This window comes from Gynuella sunshinyii YC6258 (assembly GCF_000940805.1).
Lineage (GTDB): Bacteria > Pseudomonadota > Gammaproteobacteria > Pseudomonadales > Natronospirillaceae > Gynuella > Gynuella sunshinyii.
Genome location: NZ_CP007142.1, coordinates 1,681,469 through 1,693,555 on the forward strand (window position 1 = coordinate 1,681,469; position 12,087 = coordinate 1,693,555).

Below are 12,087 nucleotides of genomic sequence, written 5' to 3' on the forward strand. Positions count from 1 at the left end.
AATAATCCTTGATCTTTTTTTATTTCTTATTTGGCCTGTGGAAAACTCTCAGATGCCCAGGGAGCCTCTGATTTTTACCCCAAACCATGGTTAATCGTTAACATCATTCAAAAGTATGCTTGAATTTGGGTAAGCGCCCAACCAACCACACCCTACCCAAGCTGAACATTCCAAGGCAATAATGCCTCAATGTGTTCAACACTCTGAGCATTGGGAAGTTCTTTAAATACATGCTGCAAATACTCGTATACATTCAGATCGTTTGCCTTCGCGGTTTCGATCAGGCTGTATAAGTTCGCGCTGGCTTTGGCACCGGCCTGGCTTTTACTGAACATCCAGTTTTTACGACCAATCGCAAACGGGTGTATCGCTCGTTCGGCGGCGTTGTTGTCAATAGGGTATGAGCCATCTTCCAGATAACCCGTTAAGCGACCCCACTGGTGATGCAGGTAATGGCACGCCATCCCGAGTTTGGTTTTCGGAGCCACGGTCAGTAAGCGTTTGTCCAACCATCGTTTCAATGCATCGAGAATGGTGCGCGCCTGTATGTGTCGAATCTGGTAGCGTTGATCCGGTGGTTTGTCTTTGATCTGCTGTTCCAGCACGTAGAGTCTTTGAATATACGCCAATGCCTGATCGGCGGTGCCGGTTTTGCCTTTTTTCTGAAGCGCTTGTGCGTCTTTGAATTTACGCCGTGCATGTGCCCAGCATCCCAGGCGGGTAATGCCATATTCATCGCAGGCTTTTTGATACCATTCGTAGCCGTCTACCATGAGAGCCTGAGTCTGTGCGCTTAACAGTGCCATCGGCACGGCCTGACCACGCGTATCGGCGTAATGGAACAGGCAAGCAGGTTGCTCACCGGTACTGATCATCACCCACATGTAGCTTCTGCTCTGCGGCGTTTTTCCCGGTTCTTCCAATACCTGTAACGTTGTCTCATCCATGTGCAGGTAGGGTTGTTGAAGAAGGTGATCCTTCAGCAGGTTGATCAACGGCTGTACCAGGGCACCACATTTTACCATCCAGTTCGTCAGGTTGGTTCGATCCAGTTCAATACCGATGCGTTTGAACATTTCACTTTCGGTAACTGCTCCTGCGTTACTCTACCTCCTGCATCCATGCAGTCGTGACGATACAGCGGTAAGGCATCGGCGTATTTTTGTGTGGCGACGTAGGCCAGCAAGCTGGGACTGGCGATGCTTTTGTCAATCGGTTGTTTGGGTTTTGGCGCAGTGACGATGTGCTGGTCACAACAGGGACAGGCGTATTTTAAACGCTTATGCCGAATCACTTTGATCTGAGCCGGAATGATCTCCAGTTGTTCGTGGTCTTCACTGCCAATGGGTTTCAATTCAGACCCATCGTGAGGACAGACTTTATCGGCGTCAGCCAGATCATGGATGACGTCTTCACGCGGCAGGTGATCAGGGATGGTGATACGAGGTTTGCGGGTGCGAGTATGACTTTTGACTGAGGTACTGTGAGGTACTGTTTCTGTATCAGCCTCACTGAGCACGTCTTCGGCTTCGTTAAAGAGTCCTAATTGATCTGGGGATGCTTTTTCACTGGAAGGGCTAAAGCGTTTGCCGAGCAGGTATTTGAGTTGTTCTTGCAAGAGCGCGATGTGAGAGTCGCGCTCGACAACCTTCTGACGTTCAATGGCAATGGTGTGTTGTTCAACTGCCAACTGTTCGCGCAATAGCTCATTTTCTGCTCGTAATGCCATGGTGTCTTTCATGGCCGTTATTATAACGCTTATGCTACTTCAGTAAACGTCAATGATTGGTGTGGTGTCAGTTTGGCAATATCCACGCCTCGTAATAACCAGCGCCATTGTTCAATGCTGATGGAGACAACCGCCAATGGGTCTTTCTTCGGCCACTTGAACCGGTCTTTCTCCAACCGTTTTTGCCACAGGACAAAGCCGGTACTGTCCCAGTACAGCACTTTGAGTTGAGTGCGGGTTTTATTGCAAAACACAAACAGCGCCTGATGGTAGACATCGAGAGCCATCTCCTCGCTGACCATCACCGCCAGACCATTAATGGCTTTGCGAAAATCGACGAGATCACGGTGCAGGTAGATCGGTACCGAGTCGGGCCACTGAATCATGCGAGTGCTTTAATCAAAGAGACAATGGCAGGCATCGACAGAGTGTCCGGGCACTGCACCTGGCACTGTCCGACTTGTAGCATCAGCCCTGATGAAGACACCCACTCAGACGGTACCTCGACACGTGTAAATGCACCGGTGTGCTGAGCAGAGGCTTTATGCTTAGAGAGTTTCAAGTTGAAGTACTTGGGATTGAAATCATGCTGTTTGCAAAATTCAGCTTGGGTCAGTTGGGACTGCTCGAACTGTGCAAACAGTTGTGACCATTGATATTTGCGGCGTTTGGACATGAGTGCCTCCTTGGATGTGAAGGCTATAGGTTATTGCAGGAATCTTGGCGTTGGTAGGATGTAGTTGGTTGGGCGCTTACTATTCCCCCTGCCACCGGTGCTATCACAGCAACAGTTCTCCGAGTATGTCGGGGTGTCATCTGATACGGTGCGCGGATGGGTAGAACAGCGTACCTTGCCGACGATTAAAATCGGTCGTCAACGATATATCAATATCGTTGGCCTGACGGATGCGCTGAACAACGGCAAGAGCAGGTTTTGTAAGGGAGATTATAAGTCGTGATGACAGGAGCGCCGGATGGCGCCCGCTGGAAGGTGTCAGTAATGTCTTTGATAGATGTCAGCAGTGCACACCCAGCCAAGGAGTTAAAAAATAGATATATTCTTATCATTTTTTTAAAAAAAAAAACCAAAAACATTCTAACAATGTTTTAGAGGCGTCGCACATTCCATTGCATCAGCATTATAATCATATTGACTTGCATCATCAAAGATAGATATATTCGCAATCGTCTTCAAACTGGGAAGGCAATAAAATTAATTTAAGGAAATTAAAAATGAAAACTGTAAAAAAAATTGATCTTTCAAAAGTTAAAGTAGTAATGGCTTCTGCTATAGCAATGCGCGCTCAAATCGAAATGTTTTAAGCAAATGAAGCCATGAGCAAGGGTTAACCTTGCTCATTTACTACGAGGAAAAAAGTGGTGCAAGACTACATCTCACCTGAAGCGTTCCAAGAAATTAAGAAATCTTTTGAAAATGAAGTTTGTTTTATTAAAGCTGCGAGCAGCCTACCTGATATTCTTCAACCACAAAGGTTCGAAAGTTATTTACGCAATCACGAAGGTGACATTCATAAATACTTAATGTTGTATAAAAATGGGAAAGACATCGCAATCCCGGCGCATTCGGTTTTATATGCCTCAGGTCAATTCAACTTCGTCTTTGAACATTTCAAAAACGGTGCAACGCTGAAACTAGAAGAATTGGAAAAAAGAGATGAAATTATTGCCCATATATGCCAAAGCCTAGAAAAAGAATTTGGTGGGAACTCATGGAGTAAAGCGTTCTGGACTCCAAAATCAAACAAGGGAGTTCCAATTCATTTTGATTCAACATCAATCATTGTCGTCCAGCTAGCAGGGCGGAAGCGCTGGCAAATTTGGAGTGAGTTTGTTAGAAAGCCAAATCTATCCATGGCATCTCCAGTTTCGGCAGACCAACTTGGAGAGCCGTGCCTCGACGTAATCCTTGAGGAAGGAGATGTACTATATTTCCCATCTGGTTATCCACATTGCACTGAATCACTAGACGAGCATTCATTGCATATAGGACTAGCGATAAATCCAACATCGGTAATTGAACTGATTGAGTACCATTTCAGAAGACTCGCGAAATCTAACTACGACTTGAGAAGCAGTGTCCATAAAAATGACCGAATAGATGATGTAATTGCAAGATTAAGTAATTGTGGGATAAACGTCAGCATCGATCAACTCGAGCAATCATTTAACCTATTCAACGTCTCATCTAGGGTAAATAAAACTAACTTCGCACACAACTCTCTTGCCTCTTTGTCGAATCAATATAAAGAGAACGCGAAATTCCGATATCATGAAGTCAGGAGTGTTAGAGTCGTCAAAAACGATTCAACACTAAAAATTTATTTGCCCAATCAAGTAATTCCTGAAAAACCTTTAATTATTGGTGAGCCATCATACTTAGCGCTACCAACCGAATGCTTTGAAGTAATTGAGTTTATGCTTTCTGGTCAAGATTTTTCAGTTGAGGAGCTTAAGAACTTTGTAGACGAGGAAACTAGTATTGCTTTAGTCGAATTACTTATTGCCCATCAGATAATAGTTGCAAACTAGGTATAAAAACTTTGAGTAACTATAAAAGTATCGTGTTATTAATTTTTCTAGCATCAATAGCAAGTTGGTTCGACTTTATTGCAGTCTTAAGCTTATTTGCGTCAGACTCTAAGTCAGGACCCTTAGATACAGCACTTGTATCGATCGCGATGCTAGCTCCACCCGCTTTGCTTTCCAGGCACTATACGCGATTAGTTAATAAGTATAATCTGAAAGCCGGGCTGACTTTTGCTCTACTAGCCAGGTCTATATTGACTTTTATAATACTTTTTTTTGTTAACAACTACCTAATAGCACTAATTCTGTTAGCCTGTCGAGCTGCATTTTCCGGTCTATTTGCACCGCAAATTTCATTAATAGCCAGTAATGTAGTAGACGAGTTAAAACCTAAACTTAGTGCTCACATTAGTCTCGCAAATAATGTATCTAAGCTGGTAATACCTGCAGCAGGTGGGGCTCTGGCGGTGGCTTTTGGAAACACATTTGTTATCCTTCTAGGTGGGCTAATTTTATTTTTTACCGCATTATTCGCGTTTTTTTCACTGAGTATTATAAATACTCAAAACAAAGAAACCAAAAAGACGGGAAGTCCAATTGATGCCAATCATAAATTAGAGCTAACCCATGCTGGATTGTATTATTTTCTTGTTTTCAGCATGAGCAATCTGCTGCCCTATATTTTCCACGATATTGGATCAGGAACACTACTTTTCTCAATTGCAATATCATGCTCGGCATTCGGAAATATTTCGGCTGGAATAATTCTTAGTAAAAACAAGACAAATATTTATCGATTGCAATTTTTGATAAATGCCCTCTTTACATGCTTACTTTTTTTCGTAATTTACTTGCTCATCACAGTTAAGTTTAACTATGCGCTTCCAATCGTATTTGCATTGACCGGCTACTTTAGTGCCTCTATTCAAGTCAACATAACCAATAACACAATTTCTCTAACAAGTGAAAAAGCCACCTCATATTCAGCTAGGTTTCAGAGTACTCAGAACATAGCAATGCTCGCCGGGCCTATTTTTGGTGCAACAGTAATTGAATATTTTTCTTCAGAATTGCTATTTTTAACATCGTCTTTAATTGGAGTGGTTTATTTCACATCGACAATTTTGATAAGTAAAAGGACGAAATATGAATCTGTACATTGAACTACTTTCGAAAGTTGTGAGAAATGAAATATATCTCAGCTATCATGACCAAAGTATCACTAGTCAAGATATTGAGACATGCCAGCTTGTAATAAGCGATCTACAAAAAAACAACCCTGTTGTTTTAGATACATACCCGCACTTGAAAGACGCCAAGAAGTTTGCAGATATCATTAATTATACGAAATCCTCAAAACCGGTGCATACGTATGTCAATGAAAAAGGTACTAAGAACCTCATAGAGTTATGCGAAACCGTGATCAATGAAAACATCGACGGATCTTTTGTAGAAGTCGGGACCTTACGTGGCGGACTAGGGATATTAATGGCCGGAATTATACAAAGTACCGGAGTAGACAAAAATCTATATATTTTTGATAGTTTCGCGGGATTAAACACTACGAATACCAAGGACTCACTTTTCGATCGTGAAGTATGGGACAGGTATCGAACGTGGTTTACCCAACATCAGTTTAATTGCGAATGTTCAAAATCTGAGGTAATTGAGAACTTTAAAAAATATGATTTGGATAGCATCCCAAGACTAATGGAAGGGTGGATTCCAGATTGCTTCTCAAACTTTGATGAGAAAATTTCTTGCCTCCGAATTGATGTGGATTGGTACCAAGCCACGCTGGATACATTATTGAATCTCTATGATCTGGTGGAGCCTGGAGGATATATAATTATCGACGACTACAAGTTAGAAGGCTGCAAAAAAGCCATCCATGAGTTTTTTGACTTAAAAGGGATATCCCCTTTGATTCAACATGCCTGTGAACAAAGCGGAATAATATATTGGAAGAAAAATCATGATTAATATCTCACCATTTAAATGGAATAAATTCGTTAAGTCGGCAATAGAGAGCGAGTTTGCTTTAATTGAAGATGAAACCCTGGTCGATTTCGAAACTGCAATTACTGAACTTCAACAAGCTATGCTTTCTGGGAGTGGGCAACTAAGTTACAAGTTAGCAGGAGGCTGCAAAGGTAAGCCAATTCAAAAAGGTAGTTTTGAGAACATACTCAACGACTGTAGAGATAAAAAGGTCAGCTATATTATAGAAGGAATGCAATCAGTACCTGGATTTTATTCAAATCTAGCTCAAAAGTTATCCAACACCTACCTTTCAAACATTACTATTAATGCATTTATTTCCTGTAAAGATAGCCAAGCCAGTCCGCTACATTATGATTTCCATGACCTTGTGAACATCCAACTGCTAGGAAGCAAAAAGTGGAATGTTTATAAGAGAGCAAAGGATATTTCCTACCATCCTACAGGTTACATGATAGATGAGTCCAGCTCCGCTCAAAGCGTATTTTCTGGCGAAATAAAAGAGCTCGATATTTTTACTATTCCTCGAGGGTACGCCCATGATGTATCCACTCTATCTGATATATCAGTGCATTTAGCAGTTGGATTTAGGTTTCTAACTCATGAGGACATTTTGCTCTATAAAGTCAGAAAGAAGATCAATGGAAGGTTAAGTCAACCAATCTGGAGAGATAATTTAGACTCTGAGATAGCTGCAGCATTTGTGAACAACCACAGCAACTTAGCAATCGATGTCAGTAAAAAGGATGTATTCGAGTTTGTATTGTCTTCGCAGAAATTTTGGGACACTACAATGATCGATAGTGCTTCAAAAGCTATTTTTGAAAAAGGGTCGTTCTTTATTGAGAAAAAGGAAGAGACGCTTAAACTATCAATTCCAATGGTAGTCCACCCTAGTATTACAATTGATCCAATCACTTTTTCACCGACTGAAATAGAATTGCCCATAGAGACAGAAAAATTGTTCAGTACAATCGAGGAAAAAGGAGAACTTGATCTTTCTTCAGACCTAGATGATATAGACGCCGAAACTGTTGCTGCAGTAGCTGAAATCCTTCATTCGGTCGGACTCGCTGATTTCGTCTAATATACTTTTGTTAAAAACAAACATCGTTCTTTTGTATTGATAGATAGCTCGTGGATTGAGCGTCAAAACTTCTGACTCAAGACGCTAACACGAATATTTAACCAAAATCACTTTGCAAACGGTAAAACGGCTTTGTAACGTTAGCATTCGTTCTAAGCCGTTGTTACTCAGTTAAAGTAAAGGCAATCTCTGCTTATCATAATTACTAAAGCCAATGTTCAGCAAGTTCTTGAACGCTCGAAATAGCCTCGTCCCATTTTGCAGCACAAACAACACAGAAACAGCACAGGACACCCATCTTAACTATTGATATTCACGCCAACAGCCGGCATTATCCGATACTGTATATTTATCAGTGTAAGGATGTATGATCATGACCCGATCAAGGACGTCACAAATCTCACTTGAAGCCACGCCTTATTATCACTGTGTTTCCCGCTGAGGGTAAAAAGGACACCCACCAGGGTAAAAAGGACACCCATAAACTTGAATTCAATTCTCACCTCAACTAACATCCGCCACCGTGACCAAACCCCGTAACGAACAGGTCTCTCTGGAAGAGACATCCTTTTATCACTGCATGGTGCGCTGTGTTCGGCGGGCGTATTTGTGTGGTGCCGATTCTGAAACTGGTGAGAATTTTGATCACCGCAAGCAGTGGTTGGTGTCGCGCCTGCGGTTTTTATCCTATGTCTACGCCATTGATATTTGTGTCTATGCGATCATGAGTAATCATTATCATGTGGTGCTGCACGTCGATCAGGTACGCGCTCAAAGCTGGTCGGATGACGGAGTGGTGGAGCGCTGGTTGCAGCTGTACAACGGGGATGTATTGATCAACCGTTGGCTGGCGGCGCGTGAAACGATGTCAACCGCCGAGTTGCAGGCCGTGTCGGTCACGATTGCCCAATGGCGTGAACGTTTGTGTTCCATCAGTTGGTTTATGCGCGGTGTCAATGAAACCATTGCCCGTATGGCCAATGAAGAAGACAACTGCAAAGGCCGGTTCTGGGAAGGACGTTTCAAATCTCAGGCTTTGTTGGATGAAGGTGCATTGCTGACCTGTATGGCCTATGTAGATTTGAATCCGGTACGGGCTGCCATGGCGGATGATCTGATCGATAGCGACTTTCCTTCCATTCAACAGCGACTATTCGATTACGCCAAAATACAAAACCACCCAAACCAAAACCGTTACCGAACAAACACTCACCCAGCGTGTTTCTAAACAACGCCAACTTAAGCGTGAGTTGAAGCTTGATCACCTGCCAGAATCCCCATTGATCCTTTCAGTGGACGCCAGCAGGATGCCATTCATGCAGCCCTTCCATTCACCCGGGAAGACTATTTCGATTTGATTGATACCACCGGTCGCTGTCTGCGAAATGACAAACGGGGTGCTATACATCCTGAAACCGAAAAACTGATCATCCGACTGGGTATCGACCCGAATCAATGGCTGAAACATGTTCAAAGTTATGGTCGGTCGTATGGAGATAGCGCCGGCTCTCGGGTTTCGTTATTGCAGTATGCAGATCGATTTAAACGGCGATGGAGTAAAGGGATTAAAGTGTCTTCGGAGTGCTATCTCAGAACCAGTTGATCTATTCTGGCTGTTACATCAGTACGTCTCTGGTGGAACGGTATAGGAACAGAAAACTAATTATCTGGTAAACACCTGCTGTTCATTCTTGGCAGAGGACTGGCTGGCAGGAATAAAAAAAGGACACCTAAACTTGCAGTGAGGCAGATAAACTCTACGGCTACGATCGTGACAACCGCCTGCTCAGCAGTACCGGTTACTAAGGCAACCAGGCTTCGGGCTCGACAGCAACGCTAACATCACTGGCGTAAGGCTGGCCTCAGACCATCCTATTAACCCGGCGAAAAAGAATATCTGATACAATAGTCCAATGGAAACGACAACAGACACAAGAAAACTACCACGAGAAGTGATCGAAGAAAAACGCCGCATGGCACATCGGTTACTCATGCGTGGATTCACACGCGCAGAGATTGGTCAAGAGCTCGGCGGCGTACATCCAGATACGATCGGTCGATGGTTAAAGCTCGACACAACCAACCTCACTGTCAATCGAGGGGGGCGTAAGCAGGGAGAAGCAAGACGGTTATCTGCTGACCAGGAAAAACACATTAGATCACAGATCATCGACAAAACGCCCGACCAGTTAAAACTGGATTATGTCTTGTGGACACGAAAAGCCGTGTGCGAGTTGATTGAGCAGGAATTCAAGATCCAGTTGCCAGTGAGAACGGTCGGTGATTATCTCAAACGTTGGGGCATGACCCCCCAAAAACCTGCAAAGCGAGCGTACGAGCAAAATCCGAAAGCCGTTCAACAGTGGTTGGATGACGATTATCCGAAGATCAAAGCTCAAGCAAAACGTGAAAACGCAGAGATATACTGGGGCGATGAGACGGGTATGCGTAATGACAGCCAGCACGAACGAGGCTATGCCCCAAAAGGAAAGACACCGGTTGTTCGGCTTAATGCCAACCGTACTTCCACCAATATGATTTCGGCGGTGACCAATCAGGGAAAAGTTCGATTTAAGATATTCGATGGGTCAATGAATACCGACATTCTGATTGATTTTTGTGAGCGTATCATCAAAAGCGCGGGCAGAAAGGTCTATCTGATACTGGATAATCTTCGTGTTCACCACGCAAAAGTATTTAAAGCTTGGCAGGAAAAACATCGGGCAGACATAGCGGTATTTTATTTACCATCCTACTCACCGGAACTGAATCCGGATGAATATTTGAATTGTGATTTGAAAGCAGGTGTTCACAGTGGCAAGCCAGCGAGAAACAAAGAAAAATTAAAGAAAAAAGTTCGAAGTCATATGCAGATGTTACAAAAGAAACCTGGTCGAGTGCGGAAATATTTTATCCATAAAAAAATTGCTTACGCTGCATAACAGGTATGTTTAATCGCCGGGTTAATAATAATGGTTTCGCTGGTTTCGTCATGTGATGAGATCGGCTTCATCGGACTTTGAAAAAATCTGTTAGCGTGTTATGAGGAATATTGAAAAGTGCTTCGTATATTTTTAATTATTGTATCTGCCATGCTTGCTGCATGTCAGGCGACGAAGGTGGAACCGGTTAGTAAATCCTATTATTCCGGCGTCAAACCAGAAAAATATCAAGAAATCAGCCCTGTAAATGATGTGCAGATATGGGTTGCTAATCGATATTTAAAATTGAATTGTAATTGCAGTGATATCGAAATTTTTGTTAACGAGCGTCGACGTTGGGTGCCTGAATTCTATCTGGTAGTTGATACCGATCCAAAAAGTGGTAGGGGATTTGTCAACTCAGAAAGAGAGGGCTGGAAGGGTATTTCTGTAGAATCAATAGAGATTGATGAGGCCAGATTCTCGCATGAAATTGGTTATTTCGATACGTTGCAGGTTCCAGCAGGCGAAATTCAAAACATTATAAATCAGACACCCTACACTGCGCCAAGTTGTGGATTGGTGAGCAGGCTTACATCAGAAGATAAAAAGTACTCGATATCTGTTGTTGATTCGATCAGCTGTGGTGAGTTTTCATCGGCTCTGAGAGGTAGGGAATCGTTGAAATCTTTGCCAAAAGAAACGCGGGATCTAATGACCCCCTACATACAAACCCTTGACCAAAGAATTGAAATTTTGAGAGCAGAAGAAAGAACTGGCTATGGTTTCCTATGAAAATTAATACGTAACTGATCAAAAAATTATTACGAGAGGTGACAGCGAAGTGAGGCTTCGCTGCAATGATGGCTTTGACAAACTTGATGGAGGATAAGCGCGTGAGAGTGCAGGAGGATTTCGGAATGGTTAAACTCCAAAAAGCTGACGTAGACTCTCTAAGCGAGTTCAAAACTGCTCTCCAGGATTCGTTCCGAGTGGCGATCGAAGCTGATTTAGGTCAACCGATTGAAGAACCCATTCCTTCTGATAAGGACATAGAGCAGTCCATTGCTGAGGCTGGAGCTGCTACATACTGGATCATGGCAAACCATCAGCGTGTCGGTGGTGCGGTTGTGGTAATTGATGAAATAAGCAATCGAAACTCATTGTCGTTCTTCTTCATTTTAACCGGCCTGCAGAGTCGGGGGTTAGGTCTACAAGCCTGGAAAGCAATCGAGAGGGAGTACCCAAACACCAAGGTCTGGGAAACCGTCACCCCGTATTTTGAGAAACGAAACATTCATTTCTATGTAAATAGGTGTGGTTTCAAGATTGTTGAGTTCTACAACAAGTTTCATCCAGATCCACACCAAGTTTCAGATCAGGTTCATGAAGAAGAGGATGATGATGAGATGTTTAGATTTATGAAGGTTATGGGTTCTGAAAGCGATTATAACTCGGTAAGTATACATGTCGGGTTAATAGCGTGATGCAGGGATGCACCGAGGTGTCAGATTAAGTCGAAACTAATACACAGTGTCGATATTTCGATTTTGGAAACACTTGGTTAATTTGGCAACAATAATAATATTTGTTGTTGTTTTGCTGACAATAATTGATCACTTTTTCTTCGCAGAAAAATTTCGTGGTGAATTAAAAGGTATCGCCATATTTGCTTTTGTTTTGTATGGGACCGGTGTGTTGGTCACGTTAATAGTTGGGACAAGAGACAAACTGAAATGATGATTGGTAATCATCTGCGTCCACTCGGGCAATGTCAGACTGGCTCTGAATGCGGACATTTA

At 42.9% G+C, this 12,087-nt stretch carries 14 protein-coding genes; 10 read left to right on the forward strand and 4 right to left on the reverse strand.

Annotated features, from left to right (window positions below; all coding sequences use genetic code 11):
• Positions 1–152 precede the first annotated feature (152 nt).
• Genes tnpC through tnpA form a run of 4 tightly spaced genes read right to left on the reverse strand, consistent with a single transcriptional unit; the run spans position 153 to position 2,405 of the window.
• A complete protein-coding gene (gene tnpC / locus YC6258_RS30515) occupies positions 153–1,076 on the reverse strand; it encodes an IS66 family transposase (RefSeq protein WP_211264645.1) in 924 nt (307 codons plus the stop codon).
• On the reverse strand, positions 1,034–1,729 hold the full coding sequence (locus YC6258_RS30520; protein ID WP_211264646.1) for an IS66 family transposase zinc-finger binding domain-containing protein: 696 nt from the start codon (positions 1,727–1,729) through the stop codon (positions 1,034–1,036). The genes tnpC and YC6258_RS30520 overlap by 43 nt, the downstream gene beginning before the upstream one ends.
• Positions 1,730–1,758: 29 nt before the next feature.
• The gene (gene tnpB, locus YC6258_RS07490; protein ID WP_044616457.1) at positions 1,759–2,115 is read right to left on the reverse strand and encodes an IS66 family insertion sequence element accessory protein TnpB; all 357 of its coding nucleotides are present in this window, start codon (positions 2,113–2,115) and stop codon (positions 1,759–1,761) included.
• Positions 2,112–2,405 (reverse strand): IS66 family insertion sequence element accessory protein TnpA, encoded by a 294-nt coding sequence (gene tnpA / locus YC6258_RS07495; RefSeq protein WP_044616458.1) that lies wholly within the window; start codon positions 2,403–2,405, stop codon positions 2,112–2,114. Before tnpA ends, tnpB begins: the two co-directional genes overlap by 4 nt.
• A 64-nt stretch (positions 2,406–2,469) precedes the next feature.
• Here tnpA and YC6258_RS27965 point away from each other — a divergent pair, with 64 nt between their 5' ends.
• From YC6258_RS27965 to YC6258_RS07540, 10 genes are all read left to right on the forward strand, one after another.
• The gene (locus YC6258_RS27965) at positions 2,470–2,688 is read left to right on the forward strand and encodes a helix-turn-helix domain-containing protein (protein ID WP_044616459.1); all 219 of its coding nucleotides are present in this window, start codon (positions 2,470–2,472) and stop codon (positions 2,686–2,688) included.
• Positions 2,689–3,109: 421 nt separating this feature from the next.
• Positions 3,110–4,279, forward strand: coding sequence for a JmjC domain-containing protein (locus YC6258_RS07505; protein WP_044616460.1), 1,170 nt, complete (start codon positions 3,110–3,112; stop codon positions 4,277–4,279).
• Between the two features lie 11 nt (positions 4,280–4,290).
• Positions 4,291–5,439: an MFS transporter gene (locus tag YC6258_RS07510; protein ID WP_144407583.1), complete on the forward strand. Its 1,149-nt coding sequence runs from the start codon at positions 4,291–4,293 to the stop codon at positions 5,437–5,439.
• On the forward strand, positions 5,423–6,259 hold the full coding sequence (locus YC6258_RS07515) for a TylF/MycF/NovP-related O-methyltransferase (protein ID WP_052830141.1): 837 nt from the start codon (positions 5,423–5,425) through the stop codon (positions 6,257–6,259). The genes YC6258_RS07510 and YC6258_RS07515 overlap by 17 nt, the downstream gene beginning before the upstream one ends.
• Positions 6,252–7,364, forward strand: coding sequence for a JmjC domain-containing protein (locus YC6258_RS07520; RefSeq protein ID WP_044616462.1), 1,113 nt, complete (start codon positions 6,252–6,254; stop codon positions 7,362–7,364). The genes YC6258_RS07515 and YC6258_RS07520 overlap by 8 nt, the downstream gene beginning before the upstream one ends.
• 523 nt (positions 7,365–7,887) lie before the next feature.
• Positions 7,888–8,592 (forward strand): transposase, encoded by a 705-nt coding sequence (locus tag YC6258_RS07525; RefSeq protein ID WP_211264647.1) that lies wholly within the window; start codon positions 7,888–7,890, stop codon positions 8,590–8,592.
• 126 nt (positions 8,593–8,718) lie between these two features.
• Entirely contained in the window at positions 8,719–8,967 is a 249-nt protein-coding gene (locus YC6258_RS30525; protein ID WP_211264648.1) for a hypothetical protein, read from the forward strand.
• Positions 8,968–9,277: 310 nt separating this feature from the next.
• Complete coding sequence (locus YC6258_RS07530; RefSeq protein WP_082070599.1) at positions 9,278–10,306, forward strand: IS630 family transposase; 1,029 nt, start codon at positions 9,278–9,280, stop codon at positions 10,304–10,306.
• 117 nt (positions 10,307–10,423) lie between these two features.
• Entirely contained in the window at positions 10,424–11,080 is a 657-nt protein-coding gene (locus YC6258_RS07535) for a hypothetical protein (RefSeq protein ID WP_044616463.1), read from the forward strand.
• Positions 11,081–11,145: 65 nt separating this feature from the next.
• Positions 11,146–11,772, forward strand: coding sequence for a GNAT family N-acetyltransferase (locus tag YC6258_RS07540; protein ID WP_211264649.1), 627 nt, complete (start codon positions 11,146–11,148; stop codon positions 11,770–11,772).
• The last annotated feature ends 315 nt before the right edge of the window (positions 11,773–12,087 follow it).